The organism is Algoriphagus sp. 10J20-15 (genome assembly GCF_055809615.1).
In genome coordinates, this window is record NZ_JBVVUG010000032.1 from 38383 (window position 1) to 63560 (window position 25178).

Sequence of the window (25178 nt, forward strand, 5' to 3'; positions counted from 1 at the left end):
CAATTTATTTTTTTGTTTCAGTCTTCTTTGAGAAATCTAGAGAAATAGCAGATTTTTCAACTTTGACCTTCATGCCTCTGTCAAGTTCCAGGAGAACTGTGTCGCCTTCAACTGAGCTTACTTTTCCGTGAAGTCCGCCGATTGTTACTACTTCGTCGCCCTTTTTGATTTCTTCAATGAATTTTTTGCTTTCCTTTTGTTTTTTTTGCTGTGGTCTGATCATGAAGAAATACATAATCAGGATAATAGAACCGAAAAGGAAAAACTTGTCCTAAAATTCCGCTACCACCTGCGGCAGCCTGGGCTAGTACTGTAGAAATCATAATTATCGTTTAACTGGGCCTACTGGAGTAGCTGCGCCTGCAATTTTTGGTGTAACTGTACCTTTCAATCTTAATCTGGTCACAGCCGGGTTAGTGTTTGCTTGAATACTTACTGTAGGAGCTTGTGCGCCTGATTTAGAAGTTGAGTTGAAAACTACCTTCACAAATCCTTCATCTCCTGGCTTAACAGGTGCCTTAGACCAATCTGGGCTAGTACATCCGCATGAAGCAGTGATGTTAGAAATAACCAATGGAGCTTGTCCATTATTTGTGAATTTAAAGATATGTTCTACGACTTGACCTTCATTAATAGCGCCAAAATCATACTCCTCTTCTGGAAATTCAAAAGCACCTAGAGTAGATGGATCAGCAACAGTCGCTGCTTGTGCATTCACTGGAGTAACTGTAGGGCTACTTGTTTCTAATTGAGCGATTTTTTGTTCAAGTGCCGCAATCTTTGCGTCTTGATCGCTTTTTGGGTTACATGAAGTTCCCAAAGCAAGCATGACGGAAAATACCGCCATATTCATTACGTTGATTTTCATCTGTTTATGTTTTTTTTAGTGGTCAATGGAATCGTGCATTTCAGTTTTCTTTCTTCAATAGAAATGACACTGTACGCTCGATTTCATTCCGATTAGTTGTTTCCTTGATTGATTTGATCTATTAATTTATTCACATCGCTAAGAAGGTTCTCAGCTTTGTTTTTCGCTTCGGATATTACTCTTTTTCCTTCGGTTTTAGCTTCGTTAAGGTGCATTTCCTTGCCGTCTACCAAATCGTCGATTAATTCTTCTAACTCCTTCTTATATTTTGAGAGTTTAAAAGAAAGTCGATCACGGGTATTTGTACCAGCATCCGGTGCAAAAAGTACTCCAACTGCTGCGCCTACGCCTGCGCCTATTAGGAATGCGATGAGTGAATTACTGCTCTTGCTCATAGTTAAATTATTTATTGTCTAAAAGTCCTCTACCGCTCTTACGGATTTCTCCGCTTTCGGTTAACTCTTTTGCCATCACATCTAGCAAACCATTAACAAATTGCTTGCTTTTAGGTGTACTATACGTTTTTGAAATATCGATATACTCGTTTATACTTACTTTGACGGGAATACTAGGGAAGTTTTTCATTTCCGCTATTGCCATCGAAATAATTACTTTATCAGTGAAAGCAAGTCTATCAATGTCCCAGTTTTTTGTTTTTTGAGTAATGAGGGCCTTACTGTTTACATCATTTTCAATGGTGAAGTTAAAGATATTTTGAAAAAACTCCTTATCCTCGTCCCAGTTCATCGCGATCTCAGGCATTTGGCTTTCATTTTCCTCATTGAGATTAGCCGCATTTTTCAAGACCTTGGAAGCTAAGCTTCTAACAACTGATTTGTCTTCTGTCCAGTTTAGATCTTTTTCAGAGAAGAAATTTAAGATCACTTCATTTTTGAATAGTACTTTCTTCAAAAGATCGTCAACTAACTCAAAATCTTGAGTAACTGTTGGGTTTTCCAATTGCAAGTAAGTCTGATAAAATTCAGACGGCTTTATATAGTCTCTAAACCATTCTCTGATTTCAAGTTCTATATCATCCAGGTTAACATTGTTTCTTGCCACCGCAGCCTTGTAAGAATCTGATTCTCGAAGAGAGGCAAGAACGGTATTGTTCGGAAAATTCAGTTCGTTTCCAAATCCAACTGGATTGTTTGAAGCAAATTTTTTCTTCTTTTCAATTTCTTTTTCTACGTGCTTAGCAAATGCCTGTAAAAGCTCAATTGCTAATAAATAAAGCTGTGGAATTCGTTCTGCAGAAACCACCATATTTTTCAACAAAAACTGGTGATCCTTTTCGTTTGCTTCATGATACTTTTTCAAAGCATCTAAAACAACCTGTTTGACTTTTCTATTTGCCTCGCTGGATTTTAGTAGATCTTTTGAAGTGAGATTCTCTTCAAACAGCTTAATTGCTTCCTCAGCTTCTTTGTTAAGTGCAGTTTTATCCTGGATCTTCCATACTGTTCAGATCCGGCATGAACGAGGCTCGGATAAAATCTTTTGACAGGTTTAGGTTAGAACCTTTGCACTGCTCGTATGCATATAGGTTTTGGAAAGCCTTTACTCTGAGTATTCTTCTGTTTAGCATGTCTTCGAAATGAGTTGCAAATATAGGTAATTTGAGGTGCCTATCATCTAGGTACATGAGACAAAAAAACCACCGGAAGCCATTTCCGGTGGTTTTGATGTTGGAGTTTGTAATCTTAGAAAGAAAGCTTTACTCTACCGATAGCTTCAATTCTGGCTTTAGCTGTCTCGATAGCTGCTTGTTGAGCTGGAATGTTTTCCTTTTCTGATTTATTCAAAATGCCTAAACAGGTATCGAATATTTTTTCAGTTTGCTTATAAACTGTATCTCTATTATATCCGCCGAAATACTCAGCGCCAACGTTGATGACACCGCCAGCGTTGATTAGAAAATCAGGTGCGTACACAATTCCTTTTTCCATTAGAATTTTGCCATGCTTGGCTTCATCTTTCAGCTGATTATTCGCCCCTCCTGCTATTACAGCACATTTCAAGCGGTCAATAGTTTCATCGTTGACGGTGGCTCCTAGCGCACATGGAGAATAAATATCCATTTCCAAATCATAGATTACATTTGGGTCAACTACTTGAGCACCTGTTTTTTTGGCGACAGCTTGGAGCTTGTCTTCGAAAATATCCGTTACTAACACGTTGGCTCCTTCTTTCACCAAATAGTCAATCAAATATTTGCCTACTTGCCCTACACCCTGAACGCCAATTCTTTTTCCAGCCAAGGATTCTGATCCAAAAGCTTTCTTAGCTGCTGCTTTCATACCCATGTAGACACCATAGGCCGTAACCGGAGAAGGATCTCCACCGCCTCCTTTGATCTCAGGAAGACCCGTGACATGACGAGTTTCCAGGCCGATGAACTCCATGTCTGAGGTGTTCATGTTTACGTCTTCTGCGGTAACGTACCTGCCACCTAAGCTCTGAACGAATCTTCCAAAGCGTCTTAGGTAAGCTTCATTTTTCAATTTTGGATCTCCCAAAATCACAGCTTTACCGCCGCCAAGATTCAACCCGGCAAGAGCATTTTTGAAAGTCATTCCTCTTGATAGACGAAGAACATCTGTAATTGCTTCTTCTTCAGAAGCATAAGGCCACATACGGGTTCCGCCTAGTGCAGGGCCCAAAGTGGTGTTGTGAATTCCTATCAATGCCTTTAGGCCGGTAGCTTCATCATGGCAGACCACAAGTTGTTCGTGATCCATCGTAGTGATTTGGCCAAAGATTGAACCTTCACGTACTGTTTCGGTAGCTTTAATCTCTAACATGTGAACTTAGCTTTTTAGAATGTGTTATATTTGGGTACTCCTTGCGAAATTGACCGATACAAAATTAAATACTTTTATTGGCCTTCAAAGGATTAATATACCCAGTCTTCCTAATCTATTTCTTTCATTTTAAAATTTTTATTTGGTGAAACCACTTTGGCGACTCAATAAGTATTTGTATAAATACAAGGGCTTGATCCTTTTGGGGATAGTTTTTACGGTGATTTCTAACATTTTCGTAATTATACCTGCTCAGTTAGTAAGACTTGCAATAGATTATGTTGTTGAAAGTTTTTCGATTTATCAGCCTTTAGAGCAGGGTGGTTTGGGTAATCAAGCCCAAGATATTTTTCTAAAATTCGTTTTTGTGTTTGGAGTACTGATCTTAGTAATGGCTTTACTGAGAGGTATCTTCCTGTTTTTCATCCGACAGACGCTTATCATCATGTCCCGAAAGGTGGAATATGATATGAAAAATGAAATCTATGATCACTACCAAAAACTCCCACTTAGTTTTTACAGAAAAAATAGCACGGGAGATTTGATGGCAAGAATCACAGAGGATGTGAGCCGCGTGCGTATGTACCTAGGACCAGCGATTATGTATGGTTTAAACCTGCTCATTCTTTTTCCCTTGGTGATATCCTATATGATCACTGTTAATCCCTTGCTGACACTTTATGCACTCTTGCCTCTTCCTGTACTTTCGCTGAGTATTTATTATGTGAATAACATGATCAATGAGCGTTCTGAGAAGATTCAGCGCAGTTTGAGTGGGTTAAGCACGTTTGTGCAAGAAGCATTTTCAGGGATTCGGGTGCTCAAAGCTTTTGTCAGGGAGAGTGATAGTGCTAATGACTTTGCGACTGCAAGCGAAGATTATAAGGTGAAGTCTATTCGGCTGACCCGGGTAAATGCGCTTTTCTTCCCGATCATCATGGCCCTTGTTGGTGTTTCAACAATTATCACTGTATATGTAGGTGGATTACAGGTGATCAGTGGAGAGATAGGGTATGGGGTCATTGCGGAATTTATTTTGTACGTGAATATGCTCACTTGGCCAGTGACTTCATTGGGCTGGGTGACTAGTATAGTCCAGCGAGCGGCTGCATCCCAAACTCGAATCAACGAGTTTCTTGATGAAAAGAATGATATTCTTAACACCAACGATATAGAGGCCAATATTACCGGAACGGTAGAAATGGACAATGTTTCTTTCATCTATCCTGATTCAGGTATCACTGCGCTGAAAAATGTAAGCTTCAAAATCCAAGAAGGTCAAACACTTGGGATTATCGGTACAACTGGATCAGGTAAATCTACGATCGCGAATCTGTTAATGCGGATGTACGATCCTAACTCAGGTGTGATCAAAGTGGATGGTAAGCCAATTGATTCGCTTTCTGTTTCAGATCTAAGAAGGCAAATAGGGTATGTGCCTCAGGACGTATTCTTGTTTTCGGATAGTATTGGGAATAACATTGCCTTTGGACTGAATGAGTCGGATCCGAAAATCATTGAACAAGCTGCTAAAGATGCTGATGTCTATCAGAACATTGTGGAATTTCCAAAGGGTTTTGAAACTATGCTTGGTGAGCGAGGAATTACCCTTTCAGGAGGGCAGAAGCAGCGAGTTTCTATTGCTCGAGCTATTGCGAAGGAACCTAAAATCCTCATTTTGGATGACTGCCTCTCTGCAGTAGATACCAAAACTGAGAATGTGATTTTGACAGCTCTAAAAAATATTATGCAAAATCGCACATCCATTATTATTTCCCACCGCGTATCATCAGCCAAACTAGCGGATCAAATTATAGTTTTGGACGATGGCAAAGTTATCGAAACGGGAAATCATAAGACACTGATGGAGCAGAAGGGAGTCTATGCTGAGCTATACGAAAAGCAGACTCAGTCAGGAGAATCTGTTGATAATTAGGGATTTCTATCTATATTATTACTCAGTAAAGCGACGTCTTGAAAAAAGTAATTACCTTCAAGGGTATCAGTTTACCTTAAAATTTTTAGTTATGACAGATAAGAAATCAACCACCCAAGAAATAGAAAAAGTACTTAAGGAGATTGGGGATAAAATTGAAGAACTAGTAAAAAAAGGAGCTGATGCTGGTTCTGATGCAAAGGAAGAAATAGATAAGAAAATTCAGGATTTAAAGGAGAATAAAACAACTCTTGAAGCTGAATTTAAGAAAGGTAAGGAGATTTTAGAACGGGAATTTAAAGAGCGTACTGTCGATTTCAAGCCTAAATTGGAAGAATCTAAGGGGTTTCTGAAAGAAGGCTTGAAGCAAATAGGTTTAGCATTTAAGACTCTCCTAGCCAAGAAGTAAAGTTAAATTCCCAATTCTATCTTATTAAAAAAGGTCCGAGATTAATCTCGGGCCTTTTTCGTCACTTCGCAGCGAGGGCATTACATCGGTCATAGGCTGGGTCAAGATCTATGAATATATCTTCCTTGGCGGTGATAAACCATTTGCTGAGCAAATCATCTTCTTTTTTGCGAAGTGCTGCTGCTTTTAGCTTTTCGTAGTCATCATTCATATTAGCTCTATGTGCAGGATATTTTGCTTTGTAATAGATAATACGAACCTTTTTGCCTTCTCTCGGATCATCAAACTGCATCGGTGGCGTAATGTCACCTACCTCCATGGAATCTATCATAAAATACAGACTAGGATCTTCGAGAGTTCTTAAAGAGAGGCGATTGGAACTATTGGATGGATCGGTGAAAAAGCCGCCATTATCTGATGTGCTTCTGTCATCAGAATAGTCTTTAGCAGCTTTTGCAAATTCCATTCTACCTGCTTCAATCTCCGTTTTAAGGCTATCTAGAAATCTCTCAGATTTTTCAATATCTGCCGTTGTGGCTTTCGGTGACATCAGAATGTGCCTTGTATTATAGGTATTGTCTTTTTTCTCCAATAACTGAATAATATGGAATCCATAGGCAGTTTCTACTGGATCAGAAATTTCACCTTGCCTTAGTAATAATGCAGCTCCTTCGTATTCGGGGACCATTTGGCCTCTTGAGGAAAACCCTAAATTACCACCGTTGGCAGCTGAACCAGGATCTTCTGAGTAACGTCTCGCCAAATCAGCAAAATCCGCTCTACCCTCGGCAATATCTTTCTTGAACTGAACCATTCGGTCATAAAGGTCCTGCTTTGTTTGGGGATTTACTTCGGGTTTGACTACGATTTGTCCTACTGTAGCTTCTGAAGTAAATAGAGGTAATGAGTCTGTAGGTATGCTATTGAAAAACTGTCTAACGTCATTTGGAGAAACAGTCACACCTTCTGTGATCTGACTTCTCATCCGTTGTACAATTAATTGCTCTCTAATCACATCTTCAATTTCAGTTTTGAGTTGATCTGAAGTTTTTCCGTAAGCTTCTACCAGTGTATTTTCATCTCCGCCAAACTGCTGAAGCACCATGTTGAATCGCTGTTCGGTTTGAAGCATTACCTCAGCATCGGTAACGATTACAGAATCCACTTCTGCTTTGGCTACCATCAGTTTATTGATCATCAAAGACTCAAATACTTGACATCTGCTGGGGGCTTCTTGTCCGGGTTGATTTTGGGAAATAGCTTCCAAATACGCTTTTTGAACGTCTGATTCCAATAAAATATAATTGTCCACTTTAGCCACGATTTTATCAAGTACCTGACCTGTGGTAGGTGTTGTTTCTTGAGCAAATGAAGCGGTAATCAGCAAGCTAGCTATTAAAGTGAAAGTTAGTCGGTTTAGCAATTTCATGGGATTTTTTCCGTCCTTACGTTCTAATATGACGGTTTTCTTTTGTAAAATATTATTGATTTAAAGCTATGAAAGTTTCTTCTTTCGCTTTGGGATTTATCTTGATCGGGTATTTTTTTCGTAATGATTCAACTAGACTTCTGTCTGAAGTATTCTTGGTAATCTCGAATTACCACCCCTCGGGTTTCCTCGAATTTTTTCGGCCCTGCACTGGTTTTTTCTCCTAAAATAACAATGTGCAAATGTCCGTTGGTTTCTATTTCTTGATAGGTTAAATCAATATTTGCTTTGGATAATACAGGATGTTCAGCGTATTCGATGGTGCCGGTTTCAGTTTGATATGCTAAAGAGTTAGTGCCTTCATAACTTGCATCAAAAGTCGAGATTAGCTCCTCTGAAAGTGGTTTTCCCTGAAGTAATTGTCTAGCAGCATCCAACTGAGTCATATCAAGTACTTTCACGATGTAGGCGTTTACTCTTTCTTTCCACTGGTAATTTTGGATATTATTTCGATAATAGGCCTTTTGGGCAACAGAATCCATCAGGCCTTTTTGCCAGACTTCCTCATTCATCAGTGAGAATAACAAAATGCCATTTCTATATTCCTTCAAGAGCATACGATATTCCTTATTGTTAGCTTCTAAGTCAGCTTCTTCAGCTTCATTTAGAATGGTTGCTGCAAATCTTTCGTACCAAGCATCGAAAACCCCATCGTTAGTGGGAATCTTGATTTCCTGCTCATTCATATAGTCCACAAGATCTTGTGTGATGTAACTTTTTCCCTGAAGAGAGAAAATTTGATTTTTAGCTAAATCCTTGTCTGCCACTACCTGAGCAAAATCATTCTTGGAAGTTGAGCTTAATTCAGTTCTTAATTTTGCGACATTTTCTTCGTTTTCATCAAAGTTGTAGCGGGATTTCTGAATCGCCATCACCTGTGACTGTATCATCGTAGAACGAGAATCTCTTAGTATTTTAGACCGAATACTTTCTTCCATTGATTCAAAAGTATCAAGCGGCTTTTTACCCTCCAATCTCAGAATATGGTACCCATATTTGGTACGAATAGGAGGAGATACTTCGCCTATTTCTGTCAGCGAAAATGCAGCCATTTCAAATTCCGGAATCATAGACCCAACGCTAAACCAGGGTAGAATACCTCCTTTTTGACTACTTGAAGGATCCTCAGAATAGTTTTTTACGATATCTTCCCAGATTGTATTTTCCTTTTGTATTTCGGTATAAATGTCAGCTACTTTTCTTTTAGCAAGGTCTTCGCCATTCGTATCATTATCATCGATCCTGACTAGGATGTGCGAAACTCTTACCTGTCCCGGATTCGGCTGACGGTCTTTCACATTTATTATATGGTAACCAAAATTGGTTAACACTGGGTCAGAAACTTGACCTGGCTGAAGAGAAAATGCTGCGTCTTCAAATGCCTGGACCATCTGAAGTGCGGTGAAATATCCTAGGTCTCCTTTGTTTACCTGAGCCGAAGGATCATCAGAATATTTCACTGCTAATTCGTTGATGCTGCCACCATTTTTTATTTCGTCTTCAATTTTCAAAGCCATCCGTAAGACAATTAAACTATCTTCTTTGGTTGCGTTTTGAGGGAATTGAAGTAGGATGTGACTCGCACGAATTATCTCCTGCATTCTTGAATAGGCTTTCCTTAATTCACCTTCTTCCAATGAGTTTCGAATGAGAAAGGGAGCTTTTAGGTTTTCTCTGAACGATTCAAATTCTCTATTGAATTCCTCTGTCTGATCGAGTCCCTGTGCTTCGGCCTCTCTTACTTTTAACTTGTAATTGATAAAAAGGTCAAGGTTTTCTTCGTATTCTTCTCTTGACATTCCTGGAGTACCGGGTTCAGACTTATTTCCTTTAGTTAATAAGTAAATCAACTCGTCTTTATCTACAGCTTTACCTCCTAAAGTCAATAAAGGGTCACCCTGATTTGGGGCCTGTATAAATGCCATCGCAGATACTGTGGGTCCAAATACTATAAGGAATGTAATTATATATGCCGAAATGGTTCGGTTTGTCATGTGGTGAATGCAAGATTTGGATTGCAATTTTACAAATTTATTAGGATTTAAAGTCAAAAGTCCCGAATACTAAGGTTTTAACAAGAATTAGGACTGAAACCATTTGATCAGCCGACAGGTATTGGTGCCTCTGGTAGAATCAAACTCAATTTCATCCATGATCTTCTTGACCAAAATTATGCCTAAACCTCCTTTTCGCTTATCACCTTTGACTTTATTTAGGTCGGGTACTTCATAATCGAGCATATTGAATGCTTTACCTTCATCGGTAATTTCAAAAATTAATTTCCCTGGATTTTGTTTGATGTCTAGTTGAATATAATCAAGTGCATTACACTTATGCGAATGAATTATCAGATTAGCACATACCTCTTCCACTGCCAAAATAAGCTGGAGCTGGTCGACATCAGACAGGCGTAACTCTCCCAAGGTCTTTTTTAAAAAGACTCGCAGTTCTGAGAGTGCTGCTGTTTGACAAGATATTTTCATCTGATGTTTCATATCAGCTTTCTAACGCAGTTTTTTTATTTGGGTAAATGTGCATCAACTGATCTAGTCCCAAAATTTTAAATACTTCATATACCCTTTCGGATAAAGAATAGATTTTCAGATCAATCTCTTTTTCCTGAAAATCTTCCAAATAGGACATAAATACGCCCAAGCCTGCAGAAGAAATATACTCTAGGCCCGCACCATCAACTAATATAGAACTACTTCCGTCTGCAACGACCTTAGTGATTGCTTCATCTAGTATTACTGAGTTGCTGGCATCTACCTCGCCAGTGAGTCGCAAAATAGTGTGACCGTTCTCTTCCTGAGTTTCTATTGTTAGCATCGTTTAGCTTGCTTTATTTTGTTTGGTAAATTTCACCACCATCATGGAATAATCATCGTCAATCAGTCTGTCTCCTCCTACAAAATCATGTAGCGAATCAATGATTTTAGTCTGGATTTCTTGTGGATTAAGCTCGTTGTAAACTTCCAATAAGGTTCTTACACGCTCGTAGCCAAATTGATTGGAATTGTTGTTTTTTGCCTCTACTATTCCGTCTGTGAATAAAACCAATACATCTCCAGGTTGATAAGTGAATGTCCTTTCCACTACGTGATTTTCATATTGCTTGTTTCTTAAAATTCCCAAACCTAGTCCATCAATCTCCAAATACTCTGATTTGTTTAATTTTTTCTTATGAATTAGCGTTGGTACATGACCTGCACGGGAGTGGCAGATAGTTTGTTTTGCAGTATTGATAATAAATATGGATGCGGTGATAAAGTGATTACGTTCCAGACATTTACTTAGTGCTGCATTAGCCTTGATCATAAATTCCGATGGACTGAGATTCAACTGTATGAGACTTTGAAAAATTCCTTTCATCTGTGACATGTGAAAAGCCGCAGAGGTTCCTTTTCCAGAAACGTCTCCAATGATCAATACAAACCGATTTTCATCTAATTTGTATGTGTCGTAATAGTCCCCGCCTACTTCATCGGCTGCATTTGAAAAAGCGCAGATGTCAAAATACTCGTTATGATCTAGTTGGGTAGGAAGTAGAGATTTTTGAACGCGCTGAGCAATTTTCAATTCTTCTTGGTAGCGTTCATTGAGGATGGCCTGATTGAGCAAACGATGATTTTCTACGGCAATACATGCTTGTCTTCCAAATGTGCTGATGATGTTCAACATTTCCTTATTGAAGCCGTCGCGCACTTCCTTGCACAACACTATTTTACCAATGACCGATTTGTTGATCACCAGAGGGACCAAAAGAATTGATTCATATTTTGAGTGAGCAATTCTAAGGTTAATAGGACTTAAATTATCCGGCCGTTTTTCAGATTCCCAATCTCGAATAGTCTTTTGAGGTTCGATCAGTGCTGATATTTCTTCTCTTGTCTTTCGATCTATGAATCTCTCCTGAAAAAAGCCTTCTGGGAATTCCTCACTTTTCATCGCTAACCACGCCGCATCTGCATAGGCGGCACTCATACAGGAGTCCATTAAAATATCCAGCACTTGCTCCTCATTTTCTTCTGGCTGAATGGATTGGCTTAGTCGCTGGAAATTTATAGCCTCAGTTAGTTTTTGCTCGAAAACGGAGGAAGTCGGAAGGTTAAATAGCGTTACTAAAAAGCTGAGAACAGCATAAACCAGTATGAACCAAAACAGAGAAATTACGAATAGATTACCCATTAAGTTTGCTAGGTAATCGTATTCCATATCCACTGAAACAGTGTACCACAGCATATAGCTAATAGCTAAAATAATTATGGCAAGGAACAGTAGAGATTTCCATTTCTCCTTAAAAGTCAGATATGGAATCCATTTTAAATTAGTAGAAAGGATGACTGCCAAGATTCCAAGTAGAACCATGCCAAAATAAAAGCTGTACTCATAAGCTTCTCTATCAAAAAACACTAAAAACATTGCTACAAGCAAAGCGATTTCATACGCCTGCCATTGTTTTACAACTCGCTTAGTTTTTTGGTAGAGGATAAGGTGCTGCCATAATAGAGAAGTGGATATCAAAAAAACAGTCATGAGCCCAAAGCGGACATGATAAAAGAAAGTTTTGAGAAATGGATCTCCAGCAAGCTTACTTTCACCAAGGGAGGTGTAAAAAAAACCAATGATTAAATAAACAGTAACTGCGAATATTCCGGTCGATGCACCGCGCCAGATGAGATTCAGAAAGTCGCTTTGGGTACTTTTATTGATCGAGTATTTATAAAAGCTGTAGACCGTGATGAAATATAGGATTTGTAGAATCCAAGTGAATTCGATGGCAATTCCAGAGTCCATCTCATTGAGTACCCCAACCAGCCTCACCAGATTCACAAATAGCAAACCCAGCCATACAAGGATGGCGAGCAGCAAGCTTAGCTTTCCGATATGGATTTGCGGTAGTTTGATCATGAATGCGCTGCCACAATAATACTCATTCGGATTGGAAAATAATGAACCTAGATAAGTTACTAAGAAGAGTCAGGTGTTAAAAAGTGTAAATTGAGGAGGCCTGGACCCTGAATCAAACAAGATTACATACAGACTAAGTCTTCGATCACACCAGTACCGTATTTCTCTTCGATAAGACTGAGTACTTTACTCTTATTCATCAGTAATTCTTTCTTGATTGGCCCTGAACTTAGTTTCACAAAGAGTTTTTTGTCTCTTATAAAAACCGATGTAGTCCGATCCGCGATGGTTTTTCCTACGATTTCAGGCCAATCATGGACCAAGGACTTTTCTTTGAATTTACCTTCTAACCGGTATGCTTTGAGTAGATCGTTGAAAGCTGACTCGAGTGGTGCAACTTCTTTTTTTCTGCTATAATATCCGTCTCTCCCCATAATTGTCATTTCTTAAACGAAAAGTGCTTCTGCTATACTGTCCGCAAGTAGTTTTCCGCTTTTGCTCAAAGATAGGTTTTTATCCTTCCAAATAAGCCAGCCTTCAGAATCCATCTTAGATAAAATAACTTTTTTAGACGTCAAGAGATCTATGCCGAAAACGTTGTTTATTTCTTCGAGATCTATTCCCCACAAGGTCCTTAGTCCTGTAAGGATGGATTCGTTTAATCTATCATCAGCAGAAAGATTATCTACTACGAATGGGATAGCTCCGCTTTCCATACTTTTCAGGTAAAGGGAATTATTTGAGGGATTTGCTCCTCTGTTTTGTCCATCAAAAGAATGCGCGCTGGGGCCAACGCCTAAATAGGGAACGCCTTTCCAGTAATTGGTATTATGCAGGGCAAATTGGTCAGGCATACCAAAGTTAGATACCTCATATTGGATATATCCGGCTTTTTCAGTTTGTTCTTGTAAGATTTCGAATTGGTCGGCGACAAAATCCTCCTCAGCTGGCTTGAAGGTGCCTTTGTTTACCCAGTTGCCAAGTGCAGTTTTTGACTCCACTGTGAGTGCATAGCTAGAAATATGTCCGGGGTTTTGCTTAATTGCTTCTGATAAATCTCGCTTCCAAAGCTCATGGTCAGGTTGTGGAAAGCCATATATCAAGTCTAGGCTGAATTTCTCAAAACCAATTTTTCTAGCTTTTGCAATAGCGGATTTAGACTCCTTTGCAGTATGTGCACGATTATAGAATTTCAATACCTGCTCATCAAAACTCTGGATTCCCAGACTTAGTCGATCAATGCCGAGACTCTTCCAAGCGCGAAGATTGTTTTCGTTCAAATCATCAGGATTTGCCTCTAGGGTGACCTCTTTCCAATCAGAATTGAAAGTAAGAGCAATTTGATTTAGAATCTTATCAATTGAAGTTGGGGGTAACAGTGAAGGAGTTCCTCCTCCAAAATAGACTGTTTCCAGAGTCTTGTCCGGAAGGTAATTAGCTCTTATTTCAATTTCCTGGCAGATCATATTAGCCATCTGCTCCATTCGGTCAAGATTTGTGCTGAAGTGGAAATCGCAATAATGGCATGCCTGCCTGCAAAAAGGAATGTGGATGTATATGCCAGCCAATGTGAATTCTATTATTTTGCGAATATAATCATTCCCAAAGATCCCTTTGAAAACCTTCCTTTTGGCGTCACTTCTTTTTTTTATTGCCGGAGGACAGCTATGCAAAGCTCAAGGTGCTTATTGGCTAAAATGGACAACTGATCCGCCCCTACAATCTGCTGATTGGACTACATTTATTAACAAGATAGAAGCGGAAAGGTATCTCGATTCCCTTGAGCACTCCCTTCAACATCTTGGATATCTTTCTCTTTTCTCGCAAGAAGAGGATGTTTCAAGCGATTCTTTGAGCGTAACTATAACCCTTGGGGAAAAGTACACTTGGCAGGAGATTTCTTTGGGAAATGTTCCTGAAGAATTTTCTAATAATATTGATCCTATTACAGCGGAATACAATTCTGCCTCAAGGTGGATGCATGAGGTAGTTTCGCAGGCAGAGAATAAGGGGTTTCCTTTTGCGCAAGTCAAACTTGACAGTATTCAGCGGCATGGAAACTTGCTTTCAGCTGTTTTCAACTATGACTCAGGTCCTTTGATTCTATGGGATAGTGTGAAAGTAGCCGGCGATACCAAGACCCAGGAAAGGTATTTGCAAAATATCACGGGAATCCAGCCTGGGACGCCTTTTTCCCAAAAACAACTCAATGAAGCAAATCAAGTACTCTCCCGATCACCCTATTTTGTGCAGACGCAATTTCCGCAGGTCGATTTTCAAGTAAAAAAAGCACAACCAACTTTTACTTTGAGGGACAGAAATACGAATGTTCTGGATGGAATAATAGGGTTGCTTCCCAATCAAAATGAACCAGGTGAAGATGCTGATCACTGGACAATTGGATTTGGAATTATACCATCTTGGAGGGAAAGGAAGAGATCTGGTTCTTCATTGGAAGCGACTGAATATTGCGACCCAATCGCTGGAAATATCCGCAAAAGAGTCTTTTGTTTTTAATTCTCCTTTGGACGTAAGATTAGGTTTCAGCTTGCTAAAGCAAGATTCTACCTTTTTGAATAGGTATTTAAGTTTAGATTTTGGGTACCATATGAGTCAAACTAGTTATCTAAGGTTTTTTACTAAGAGGCAATCCAGCGATTTGCTAGACACAGAAGCCTTTGATGAGGTGACCGAATTACCTGAGGTAGCAGACTATCGCTGGAACCAATATGGGATTGGCTGGGCTTTGGATAGGAGAGATTCACCATTTTTTACAAGAAGAGGCTTTCTGATTACCAGTGAATTTGCCTTGGGCAATAAGAGGATTTTAGAAAACACAGGGTTTCCACCTGAGGTATATGATAATCTTGATTTGAATAGTCCACAGTACCTGGGTAAGCTGGAGGTGGAAAAGCATATTTACCTAAGGCCAACATGGGGGATGTGGTTGAAAGGCAGTGGGGCTTTTACACAAAATGAAAACCTTCTGCTTAATGACCTTTTCCGTTTGGGAGGTTTGAAAAGTATACGTGGATTTAATGAGAACTACTTTTTTGCTAAATCATACGGGTACATAAATATGGAGCAGAGACTTTTTTTTGGGGAAAACTCATTTCTCATGGTTTTTGCTGACTTTGGGATTGTGGAAAACCCGTACTTTGCAACTTCCATTGATAAACCGATTTCATTTGGTGCTGGGATCAATCTTGATACAGGATCAGGTATCTTTCGATTTATTTATGGAGTTGGAAAATCGAATCTTCAACCCTTACAATTCTCCTATTCTAGGATACATTTTGGCTACCTAGCCAGATTTTGAGTATGAAAAAATTGATCAGCAAGTCAATAGTATTAATTACCCTTCTTTTGGCTCTTAGCCAAGTTGCGTTTTCTCAGATTTTGGAAGATTACAATCCAAAATGGCAAGAAGGTGAGCGAGAGACTTGGTTTAGTTCAAATGACAGATTGATTTTGGAATTGGATCTGGAAACATTTCCATTGGCCTACTTTTCATTTGAGATTCCAGACCATTCTGTAGTTTTTGTTGGGGAAAAATTATGGTTTTTTACAGAAAAGGACACTGCTTTTAACGAGCAAGTGAATGAATTACAAAGGGAATTTTCGAAGTCAAAAGTAAGTTTGACAGTTTTTAAAAACGGAATTTCTTCAGACCAGGCAAGTGTAATGAAGGTTTTGAAGTCTGAGCTGTTAGGGACCATTTCTACTGGCGAAGGTTTTTTGTTTAATAAAAGAGAATTTAATCGGCAAGTTATCCGTGATTTCTTCATAGTAGGGATGATATCCTGCTTATTATTAATTACTCTATATAAACTGGCATATCCTTTCATTTTTGCCATGATGATCAAGCCTATTTCCTTACTTAATGCAGAAGATTTCTCCGAAAGTGGGAGTTTACAGAAATTTTTTTCCGGAGATATTTTATTGTATGTGTTTATCGTAAATATGCTTCTTTCATTAGCCATGGTGACTGCTATGGTTATTTTTCGTCATGAGTGGCTAGAAGCGAGGATGGAATTGAATTTCAATTCGCTGATAGTATTATGGTTATTAGGATCACTTTTTCTTTTAGTGTTGACTATACTAAAGTTTACAGCGATCAGAATTTTATCTTATCTTTTTGATTTGGGGAAATTAGAATTTGCCCACTTTTTTTATTTACTCCGCCTTGTAGTGATTACCACCATAGGTTTGATTTTAGGATGTGCGTTTTTCTTGTTTAATGAATTCTCAGCAGTTAAAATGGCATTGGAGGCATTATTTACTGGGTTTTTCTGGATTTATATTTTTGGCATTTTAGGATTATTCCTCATTATGGTGAATAGATTGGGCTTTAAGAAATATCATTTATTTACTTACCTTTGCATCGCAGAATTAGTGCCCTTTTTAATCTTGGCCAAATTGGTGCTTGATTTGGGTTATTAATTTCGAAAATCACCAAAAGGAATAATAAAGAAGCATGAGCACAGTTACCAAAGACAGGTTTAGACCAGTAAAAAGTATCCTAGTATCTCAACCGGCACCAGCGGGCGCAAATTCTCCCTACGTACAATTGGCAGAAAAGTATAACCTGAAGATTGATTTCCGTCAATTCATTAAGGTGGAGCCTGTAGTGCCAAAGGAATTCCGCAAGCAGAAGATTGATATTTTGAAGCATACTGCCGTGATTTTCACTAGCCGTAATGCAATTGATCATTTCTTTGCGATCTGCAAGGATTTCAAAATCGAAATGCCTGCTGACATGAAGTATTTTTGTATTTCAGATCAAACTGCTCATTACCTTCAAAAGTATATTGTAATCCGAAAGCGTAAATTATTCGTAGGTCAGAAGACTGCGCAGGATTTATTCGATTACTTTAAAAAACATAAATCTGAAAAGTATTTATTTCCTTGTTCTGATATTCGTAAAGACGATATTCCTGAATACATGGAAAAAAATGGGATAGCATTTACTGAAGCTATTATTTATCATACGTTAGAAGCCGATTTGTCTGATTTGGCTGATGTTAAATATGATATATTAGCTTTTTTCAGTCCATCAGGTATTAAATCGTTGAAAATCAACTTCCCGGATTTCGAACAAGGCGCCACGCGCATAGCTGCTTTTGGCCCTACTACAGCCCAGGCAGTTAGGGATCTGGATTTGTTTTTGGACATTGAGGCACCTATGCCAAATGCTCCAAGTATGACTGGGGCATTAGAGCTTTATATTAAAAAGGCAAATAATTTGTAAAACATAAAACCTAAGTCTGTGGTTTTTCAGTTTAAATTCTTACACTAGTTATTATATTAGACGAAACCACTATAAAATGTTTAAAAGAGGCCACTGTATTAATTTTTTGAGATACGCATTTCTCTTGTTTTTCTGTTTTGAGGTTTCTTCGCTGATGGCCCAGCAAGACCCTCAATTCACCCAGTATATGTACAATGGGATGTATTACAATCCCGCATTTGCTGGCAAAGATGGTGGATTTAGGTTTTCTGCACTGCATCGATCTCAATGGTTAAATTATACAACCACCACTGGTCAGGGTGGAGCGCCTGTGACTCAATTGGTGACTGGTCAAGGTAGGATAGAAGGGAAAAATATAGGATATGGTCTTACTATTGTAAATGATCGAATAGGCGCGACTAGTAATTTGGAGATTAATCTACAAGGGGCCTATCATAAAAAGCTTAACAGATCAACTTTAAGCGTTGGTGCGTATGTTGGAATGTTTTCCAGTGCGCTAGATTATGGTGATTTAATCGTTGTTAATCCTGAGCCTAATCTTCCGGTGGCAGGGAAAGAAAGTCAATTGAATTTCAATTTTGGAGCAGGCTTACTACTGGATGCTCGAAATTATTATATAGGTCTCAGTAGTAGACATATAAATGAGCCTAATTTTGATTTTGGGGATGGTTCTTATTCGAATCAATTGAAAAATCATTCGTATTTGCTCTTGGGATATAGGTTTAGACCGGTAGGTCAATTAGTAATTGAACCTAGTTTCCTATTAAAATCAGTGTCATTTAATAATTTTTCTTATGAGGCTAGCGTTATTGCTACTCATCAGAATAAAATAAGTGGGGGGATAGGATTTAGAGGGGAAGAATCAGTTTCATTAATCTTAGGCTATTCCCTATTAAAAGATAATTCATTGAAATTGGGCTATGCTTTCGATTTGGTATTTAGCGGTGTAGAAGCTAAATCTCCGACAAGTCACGAACTTATGCTTCGCTACACTTTATCTAATGTAAGTAGAGAAATACAACGAGTGATACAAAGAACACCAAGGTTTAGGTTTTAAATTAGCTGAAATTCAATAGGAACAATAGTTGTAATGGATGAGCAACAGAATATCAATTCCTATATTTTGGCAGGTTATTTGCATTATTGTGCCAAATTCAGCTAAATTTCGAATCTTGAAAATACTTTACACATCGTAATTATTTGATGAACGAAAAAACGTCATTTATGTATAAAAAAATGAATGTTCGCTTATTGCCTCTTACTTTAGGGTTGGCACTAGTGACACTTTTACCTAGTTGCGGTCTTTTTAGTAAAAAAGGTTCGGCTAGTGAAAAGATGAATAGAAGAGGAGAGGTAACAGGTGTTCCTAAGCGTGAAAACTGGCAACAAAATCTTCCTTATGACATGGTTCCGGTAAAAGCCGGAACATTCTGGATGGGGCAAGCCGATGAAGATATTGCATTCTCGCAATCTGCATTGAACAAGCAAATAACCATTTCAGAATTTTTCATGGACAAATATGAAGTGTCTAATAATAAGTACCGTCAATTTTTAGAAGCTGTAAAAAGCGGGACATATGAAACAGGTACTCCAACTACTTTAAAAGATCCTCCTCAATTAAATTATGACGAGCTTAAACCAGATACCACTGTTTGGTCTACAAGTTTTGCATACCATTATGGAGACCCATTGATGGAATTTTATTTTGATCATCCGGCATTTGACAACTATCCAGTGGTAGGGGTAACTTGGGATCAGGCTAAAAAATACTGTGAATGGAAAACTTACCACATGAGGGCAAATGACGAGGTTGATTTTGATGGGCCTGCATTTGAACTTCCTTCTGAGGCTGAGTGGGAATACGCTGCTAAAGGAGGTAAGGATGTAGCTAAATATCCTTGGGGTGGTCCGTACTTGAAGAACAAGAGAGGTTGCTTGATGGCTAACTTCAAACCTGGTCGTGGTAATTACATCGATGATGGCTTTGCATATACAGCGCCTGTTGATGTTTTTGCTCCAAATGGTTATGGATTATATAATATGTCAGGTAATGTGGCGGAGTGGGTGCTAGACGCCTATGCTACTACATCTAGTTCAATCACCTGGGATTTGAATCCAGTTTACACAGACCCGAACGAACCAAGAAAAGTTGTAAGAGGTGGTAGCTGGAAAGATATCGCTCATTACTTAGAGACAAGTACCCGAACTTACGAATATGAAGATGTTGCGCAAGCGCATATTGGATTCAGAACTAAGATGACGTTTATTGGCCGTTCAGGATCAATGGATGTAAAAAATTCAACTAGAAGAAGAAGATAATTAATTTAATTTAGCAAAAACAACTACCTAACACCTTATTATATCATTTCACATGGCTAGTAAAAGCAACTCATTTTCAGCAACATTTTATACCAGCATAATGCCAAAAATTTATGGTATTGGTGCTGCAGTCGTTATTCTTGGTGCGATGTTTAAAATCCTAGATTTACCATTCGCCAACTGGATGATTGGTATTGGACTAAGTACTGAGGCATTTATATTTTTCCTTTCAGCTTTTGAGCCACAGCATAAAGAGGTGGATTGGTCTAAAGTATATCCAGAGCTTGCTGGTGATACACCTGCAGCTCCAAGAGCGCAAAGAGTAGTAGCAGGAGGAGGCGATCAAGTTTCGCAAAAGCTTGACGAAATGCTAGCGAATGCTAAAGTTGGCCCTGAATTAATTGAGAGCCTTGGTAAAGGAATGCAAAATCTAGCAACCTCAGCTCAGAAGATGGGTAATCTTTCTGATGCAGCAGTAGCTACTAACGAATATGCAACGAATGTTAAATCTGCTGCTAAGACTTTGGTAGATATGAATGCTTCATATAGCAAAACTGCAGCTGCTTTGACTGAAATGTCTTCTGCTTCTCAGGACGCCAAAGCATATCATACTCAAGTAGTAACTGTAACGAAAAATCTTTCTGCACTTAATTCTGTCTATGAGATGGAGCTTCAGGATGCCAATAGCCATGTTAAAACATTGAATAAGTTCTATGCTAACATGACGGCGGCTATGGAAGGTCTTACTGAAGCAGGTAAAGAAACTCAAGCATTTAAAACAGAATTATCAAAATTGAATCAGAACGTAAGTTCATTGAATAAAATCTATGGTGGAATGCTATCCGCTATGAAAGGTTAATTTCTCTTCAATTCATTTTAAAATCCATTAAAACTTAAAAATGGCAGGAGCTAAAGAGACACCTAGACAGCGGATGATTGGTATGATGTACCCTGGTTTTGACGGCCCTTTTGGCCCTACAGGTAAGCAACCAAATCCTCCAAAAATTTGTATTGATTAACGATGGAATGGAAAGGACTTCCCGAAATTTCATCAATAAAAACCAGAAAACGGTTGAATCGATAGAGTACACGGTAGATCAACAAGGAAACAAAGAAGTGGATGTGCCAAAAGTTGCTGCAGCAAACCAGATTCGAGAAGCTACGAAAGAAACCTTTGATTATTTGGAGCAGCTTAAGCAGGATTTGATTACGCAGTCCAATGCAAAAAATGACGAAGGCAACTACGTAAACGCGCAACTTAAAAATACAGAGATTACTGGTAATCTATTTGCCAATAATGGTAAAGGAGAAGAGATGAAGCAAAAATTAAATGCTTATCCTGCCAAGATATCCGAAATTTTAAGCTCAGTAGGACTTTCTGATCTCAAATTTGATGACATCGCTAAGGATGCATCTGAAATCGAGCTTTTCGCAAATGACAGAGAAGCAAGAAATAAGGACTTTGTTGCATTGAATTTCGTTAAATCTCCAGTTGGTGCTGTAATTGCTTTGATTTCACAATACCAAAACGAAGTTTTGAATATTGAAAGTGAGTCACTAACTGCGGTACAGAATACAATTGGTTCATTCTTTTTCAAAGCTGACGTTACTGAAGCAAGAATTGCTGCATTATCTAATGTTGTAGCAGCTGGTACAAAGTTCGAAGCTGATATGTTTATCGCTTCAAGTTCAACAGCTTCAGTGCCGACTATGACTATTGATGGTCGTGCGGTGCCTGTAGATGCTACTGGGTTTGGTAAAATTGAATTTAATGTAACTCCAGCTTCTGAGTATGATGATAGAGGATTAGCTAGAAGAGTAATCAACGGTGAGATTATCACCAATGTAGGTGGAGAAGATAAAGTGCTACCAGTTGAATATGAGTACTTCGTAGCTCAGCCTGTAATTAAAGTTTCATCTGAAGTTGTACAACAGCTTTATGCGGATTGTGCAAATGAGCTTTTGATTGAGGTTCCCGCTCTAGGAAACACTTATTCACCAGAATTCGCAGTAAGTAATGGGCAAGCTATTAAAGGAAATAAACCTGGTCAATTAACTGTAATTCCAGGTGCATCTGGAAAGGTAAATATTGGAGTTAGTAGTGGAGGAAATAAAATCGGTACAGTGGATTATGATATTAAGCCAGTTCCTTTGCCTAGCTTAGTACCAGCTTCATCTAATGGTACTGAAATTGACCTAAGTCAAGCACAAGCAATCAGTTCTCTAATGGGACTTAAAATGCTAGCTAAGGCAGAACCAACTTTTGCTAGAACAATGGCAAAGGATGCTACCTTCGAGGTAACTGGTGGTGAAATGAGACTGTTGAGAAATGAAGTACCTAGACAAACTACGCCTATATCTAATGGCAATAGTTTAGCGATGCGTTCGTTATTGGAAAGCGCTAGAGCTGGAGATGTTGTGGTGTTTGAAATTAGACAAGTAACTAGGACAAATTTCAGAGGAAATAAAATTCCTTCAGAATTAAGACAAGTTGTCACTATTCGAGTTAAGTAATTCGAGTTTTGGATTAACATAAACCAATAATTATGAAAAAGTATCTTCCAAAATTAATCCTATCCTTGCTTATAGCCGGGGGATTTTCGCCTCTAGTGAGTCAGGCGCAAATTCCTGCTACAAGCGTTAGTCCATCTGGGTATGGGGATCGTCAGTTTGACATGGATACCATCTACTCTGCTAAAAGAATCAGAGAAGATGATAAAATGTATCAAATAGGTGTTTGGAGAAGGATTGATCTCCGTGAAAAGTATAATATGCCTCTTTATGGCTCTGGAGATACCAAAAGTAATGGTATTGTTAATCAGATTTATGATGCTATCGTAGAGGAGAATGCTTTAGAAGTTTTCGCTGATGAGGATTTCACTCAGCCATTGTCAATAGCTGAATTTCAAGAGAATTTCTGGTTGAATGCAACTGGAGATAGTATCTTCTCAAAACAATTGTACTATTTGGATTTTAAGGAAGATTTTGTTTTTGATAAACATCATTCAGACATGGTATTTGATATCAAATACCTTGAATTAGTCATGCCGTCAGAGACAAATTCCAATGCAGGTCAGAAGACAATTGCTTTCATTCGTTACAAAGACTTCTACAATCATTTCAAAGATCATCCTGATGCTAGATGGATTAATTTTCAAAATCAGGCGAGGAGCTTAACTTATGATCAGGCATTTGAGACTAGGTTGTTTAGATCTGTGGTAAGAAAATTTACAAACTCTGAAGAAGCTTTGATTGCCGATTTAGTAGCTGTTGATCATCCTAATCCAGAGATGCAGGCTTATGTGGATGCGCTCAATTTTGAATACAAATTGCTAGAATATGAAAACTCCCTTTGGGAGTGGTAATAAATACAAAGGGGCTTTTTAAGCCCCTTTATTTTTTTCTTTCCATTCTATTAGTGCTTTTGCACGACTAGCTCCTATTACTGCGGCTATTTCTTTCTCGCTTGCCTCATTGATCTTTTTTACTGATTTAAAATGACTCAATAAGTTATCAGCTGTGCTTTTACCTATGCCAGGGATAGCTGTCAGCTGTGTTCCAAAAGCGTTTTTACTTCGGATGTTTCTATGAAAGGTAATAGCAAAGCGGTGAGCTTCGTCTCGGATTCTTTGCAATAGCCTCAAACTCTCAGATTTCTTATCGATATGAATAGGATAGGAATCTCCAGGGAAATAGATTTCTTCCAGTCTTTTGGCAATCCCAATAATAGGCATCTGCCCATATACACCTAATTCCTTAAGCGCCTCGACTGCCGATGATAATTGCCCTTTACCACCGTCTATTACCACAAGCTTTGGCATAGGCTTACCTTCGTCTAATAGACGCTTATACCTACGCCCTACAACTTCTTTCATACTTGCAAAGTCATCTGGACCAACGACAGTTTTAATGTGATAATGTCGATATTCTTTAACAGCAGGTTTACCATTTAAAAAACAAACCATACTAGCTACAGGATTAGTGCCTTGAATATTGGAGTTGTCAAAGCATTCTATGTGATCTGGTATTTCCGGCAAACTTAAATCTTGTTGCAGTTGGCGGATTACTCGGTCTTTTTTATCCTGATTTAAGCCTACTAATAATGCTTTTTCTTTTTTGTAATACAGAGCATTTTTTAAGGATAACTCGATAAGCTTCTTCTTATCTCCAATTTTCGGATGGAATACATTCAATCCCTCTATCTGTTCTGTCAGCTCGATATTTAGTAAGACCTCTTCGGCATCACTTTGGAATTGATCTTGAAGTCTAATTAATGCTGTGAGGAGCAATTGTTCGTCAGATTCATCCAGTCTCTTTTTTAGCTCCACGTTCTTTGATGTTATCAGCGCGCCATTTTTTACCCGCATGAAGTTTACATAGGCATGCTTCTCATCAGACACAATTGTACACACGTCTAGATTGTTAATTGACGGGCTTGCTATTAACGACTTGGCCTGATACTTTTCAAGCAACTCCAATTTTTCCTTGAGTTTGTGAGCTTTTTCAAATTCCAGGTTTTCTGCATGTAGCTGCATTTCTTGTTTGAAATAAGCTTTTGCCACAGCAAGATTGCCCTTTAGGATATGCTTTGCCTGCTCCAAATCTTTATTGTAATCAACCTCATTTTGTAATCCTACACAAGGCCCCTGGCAATTACCTATGTGGTATTCTAGGCATACTTTATATTTTCCCTCAGCTATTTTATATGGGGATAAATCAAGTTTGCAAGTTCTTATAGTGAATAACTCTCGAATCAAGTCCAGTACATTATTCATAGCCTTCACACTGGCAAAAGGCCCAAAGTAAGTTCCTCTCCTAGGAATCATTTTTCTCGTAGGGAAGATTTGCGGGAAATTTTCTTTTGTTAAAAGCAGATAAGGATACGTCTTATCGTCTCGAAGTAAGATGTTATACTTCGGCTGTGACTTTTTTATCAAGTTATTCTCCAAAAGGAGAGCGTCAAATTCGCTGTCAACTAAAGTGATTTCAATTCTTCGTATTTCTTTGACCATCTTTCTGGTCTTGAGATTTACGCCTGTATTTTTGTTGAAATAACTACCAACCCGCTTTTTTAAGCTTTTTGCCTTACCAACATATATTAATTCATTCTCCTCATTGAAATATTTGTATACCCCCGGTTGATCTGGAAGCGTGAGGTGATCAGTTGGTAAAAAGGAAGAGGATTGCATAG

General features: G+C 38.5%; 22 protein-coding genes and 2 pseudogenes. 11 read left to right on the forward strand and 13 right to left on the reverse strand.

Features of this window, described 5'->3' with window-relative positions; genetic code table 11:
• Window positions 1-4 precede the first annotated feature (4 nt).
• From yajC to AC0L6R_RS12350, 5 genes and pseudogenes are all read right to left on the reverse strand, one after another.
• Window positions 5-323, reverse strand: a pseudogene (yajC, locus tag AC0L6R_RS12330) (preprotein translocase subunit YajC).
• A gap of 2 nt (window positions 324-325) precedes the next feature.
• The gene (locus AC0L6R_RS12335; RefSeq protein ID WP_473271494.1) at window positions 326-868 is read right to left on the reverse strand and encodes a DUF1573 domain-containing protein; all 543 of its coding nucleotides are present in this window, start codon (window positions 866-868) and stop codon (window positions 326-328) included.
• 92 nt (window positions 869-960) lie between these two features.
• Complete coding sequence (locus tag AC0L6R_RS12340; protein WP_283413693.1) at window positions 961-1263, reverse strand: YtxH domain-containing protein; 303 nt, start codon at window positions 1261-1263, stop codon at window positions 961-963.
• Window positions 1264-1270: 7 nt separating this feature from the next.
• Entirely contained in the window at window positions 1271-2188 is a 918-nt protein-coding gene (gene nusB / locus AC0L6R_RS12345; RefSeq protein ID WP_473271495.1) for a transcription antitermination factor NusB, read from the reverse strand.
• 383 nt (window positions 2189-2571) lie between these two features.
• Entirely contained in the window at window positions 2572-3672 is a 1101-nt protein-coding gene (locus tag AC0L6R_RS12350; RefSeq protein ID WP_283413695.1) for a Glu/Leu/Phe/Val dehydrogenase dimerization domain-containing protein, read from the reverse strand.
• Window positions 3673-3817: 145 nt separating this feature from the next.
• Here AC0L6R_RS12350 and AC0L6R_RS12355 point away from each other — a divergent pair, with 145 nt between their 5' ends.
• Complete coding sequence (locus AC0L6R_RS12355; RefSeq protein WP_283413696.1) at window positions 3818-5608, forward strand: ABC transporter ATP-binding protein; 1791 nt, start codon at window positions 3818-3820, stop codon at window positions 5606-5608.
• Between the two features lie 91 nt (window positions 5609-5699).
• A complete protein-coding gene (locus AC0L6R_RS12360) occupies window positions 5700-6017 on the forward strand; it encodes a hypothetical protein (protein WP_283413697.1) in 318 nt (105 codons plus the stop codon).
• A gap of 61 nt (window positions 6018-6078) precedes the next feature.
• Here AC0L6R_RS12360 and AC0L6R_RS12365 read toward each other — a convergent pair whose 3' ends face one another.
• The 7 genes from AC0L6R_RS12365 to hemW all read right to left on the reverse strand — a co-directional run bounded on the left by AC0L6R_RS12365 (window position 6079) and on the right by hemW (window position 13985).
• Window positions 6079-7446: a peptidylprolyl isomerase gene (locus tag AC0L6R_RS12365; protein WP_283413698.1), complete on the reverse strand. Its 1368-nt coding sequence runs from the start codon at window positions 7444-7446 to the stop codon at window positions 6079-6081.
• Window positions 7447-7574: 128 nt separating this feature from the next.
• Window positions 7575-9500 (reverse strand): peptidylprolyl isomerase, encoded by a 1926-nt coding sequence (locus AC0L6R_RS12370; RefSeq protein WP_473271497.1) that lies wholly within the window; start codon window positions 9498-9500, stop codon window positions 7575-7577.
• An 87-nt stretch (window positions 9501-9587) separates the two neighbouring features.
• Entirely contained in the window at window positions 9588-9989 is a 402-nt protein-coding gene (locus AC0L6R_RS12375; RefSeq protein ID WP_283413700.1) for an ATP-binding protein, read from the reverse strand.
• A gap of 13 nt (window positions 9990-10002) precedes the next feature.
• Window positions 10003-10335, reverse strand: coding sequence for an STAS domain-containing protein (locus AC0L6R_RS12380; RefSeq protein WP_283413701.1), 333 nt, complete (start codon window positions 10333-10335; stop codon window positions 10003-10005).
• Between the two features lie 3 nt (window positions 10336-10338).
• Window positions 10339-12417, reverse strand: coding sequence for a SpoIIE family protein phosphatase (locus AC0L6R_RS12385; protein ID WP_283413702.1), 2079 nt, complete (start codon window positions 12415-12417; stop codon window positions 10339-10341).
• A gap of 122 nt (window positions 12418-12539) precedes the next feature.
• On the reverse strand, window positions 12540-12851 hold the full coding sequence (locus AC0L6R_RS12390; RefSeq protein ID WP_283413703.1) for a DciA family protein: 312 nt from the start codon (window positions 12849-12851) through the stop codon (window positions 12540-12542).
• Between the two features lie 12 nt (window positions 12852-12863).
• Complete coding sequence (hemW, locus tag AC0L6R_RS12395) at window positions 12864-13985, reverse strand: radical SAM family heme chaperone HemW (protein WP_473271498.1); 1122 nt, start codon at window positions 13983-13985, stop codon at window positions 12864-12866.
• A gap of 61 nt (window positions 13986-14046) precedes the next feature.
• On the opposite strand from hemW, the gene AC0L6R_RS12400 reads away from it, so the two are divergent.
• The 9 genes and pseudogenes from AC0L6R_RS12400 (at window position 14047) to porN (ending at window position 23352) form a co-directional block, all read left to right on the forward strand.
• On the forward strand, window positions 14047-14934 hold the full coding sequence (locus AC0L6R_RS12400; protein ID WP_473271499.1) for a POTRA domain-containing protein: 888 nt from the start codon (window positions 14047-14049) through the stop codon (window positions 14932-14934).
• A gap of 7 nt (window positions 14935-14941) precedes the next feature.
• The gene (locus tag AC0L6R_RS12405; RefSeq protein ID WP_473271637.1) at window positions 14942-15736 is read left to right on the forward strand and encodes a BamA/TamA family outer membrane protein; all 795 of its coding nucleotides are present in this window, start codon (window positions 14942-14944) and stop codon (window positions 15734-15736) included.
• 2 nt (window positions 15737-15738) lie between these two features.
• Window positions 15739-16860: a DUF4271 domain-containing protein gene (locus tag AC0L6R_RS12410; protein ID WP_473271500.1), complete on the forward strand. Its 1122-nt coding sequence runs from the start codon at window positions 15739-15741 to the stop codon at window positions 16858-16860.
• 34 nt (window positions 16861-16894) lie between these two features.
• Complete coding sequence (locus AC0L6R_RS12415) at window positions 16895-17668, forward strand: uroporphyrinogen-III synthase (RefSeq protein WP_283413707.1); 774 nt, start codon at window positions 16895-16897, stop codon at window positions 17666-17668.
• Between the two features lie 76 nt (window positions 17669-17744).
• On the forward strand, window positions 17745-18725 hold the full coding sequence (locus tag AC0L6R_RS12420; RefSeq protein WP_283413708.1) for a PorP/SprF family type IX secretion system membrane protein: 981 nt from the start codon (window positions 17745-17747) through the stop codon (window positions 18723-18725).
• Between the two features lie 167 nt (window positions 18726-18892).
• Entirely contained in the window at window positions 18893-19987 is a 1095-nt protein-coding gene (gene porK, locus AC0L6R_RS12425; protein ID WP_283413709.1) for a T9SS ring complex lipoprotein PorK/GldK, read from the forward strand.
• Between the two features lie 52 nt (window positions 19988-20039).
• A complete protein-coding gene (gene porL, locus AC0L6R_RS12430; protein WP_283413710.1) occupies window positions 20040-20846 on the forward strand; it encodes a type IX secretion system motor protein PorL/GldL in 807 nt (268 codons plus the stop codon).
• Between the two features lie 40 nt (window positions 20847-20886).
• Window positions 20887-22501, forward strand: a pseudogene (porM, locus tag AC0L6R_RS12435) (type IX secretion system motor protein PorM/GldM).
• Window positions 22502-22533: 32 nt separating this feature from the next.
• Window positions 22534-23352 carry a type IX secretion system ring subunit PorN/GldN gene (gene porN / locus AC0L6R_RS12440; protein WP_283413712.1) on the forward strand — a complete coding sequence of 273 codons (819 nt, stop codon included), beginning with the start codon at window positions 22534-22536 and terminating at the stop codon, window positions 23350-23352.
• Between the two features lie 18 nt (window positions 23353-23370).
• On the opposite strand, the gene uvrC is transcribed toward porN, so the two are convergent.
• Window positions 23371-25176, reverse strand: coding sequence for an excinuclease ABC subunit UvrC (uvrC, locus tag AC0L6R_RS12445; RefSeq protein WP_283413713.1), 1806 nt, complete (start codon window positions 25174-25176; stop codon window positions 23371-23373).
• Window positions 25177-25178 lie beyond the last annotated feature (2 nt).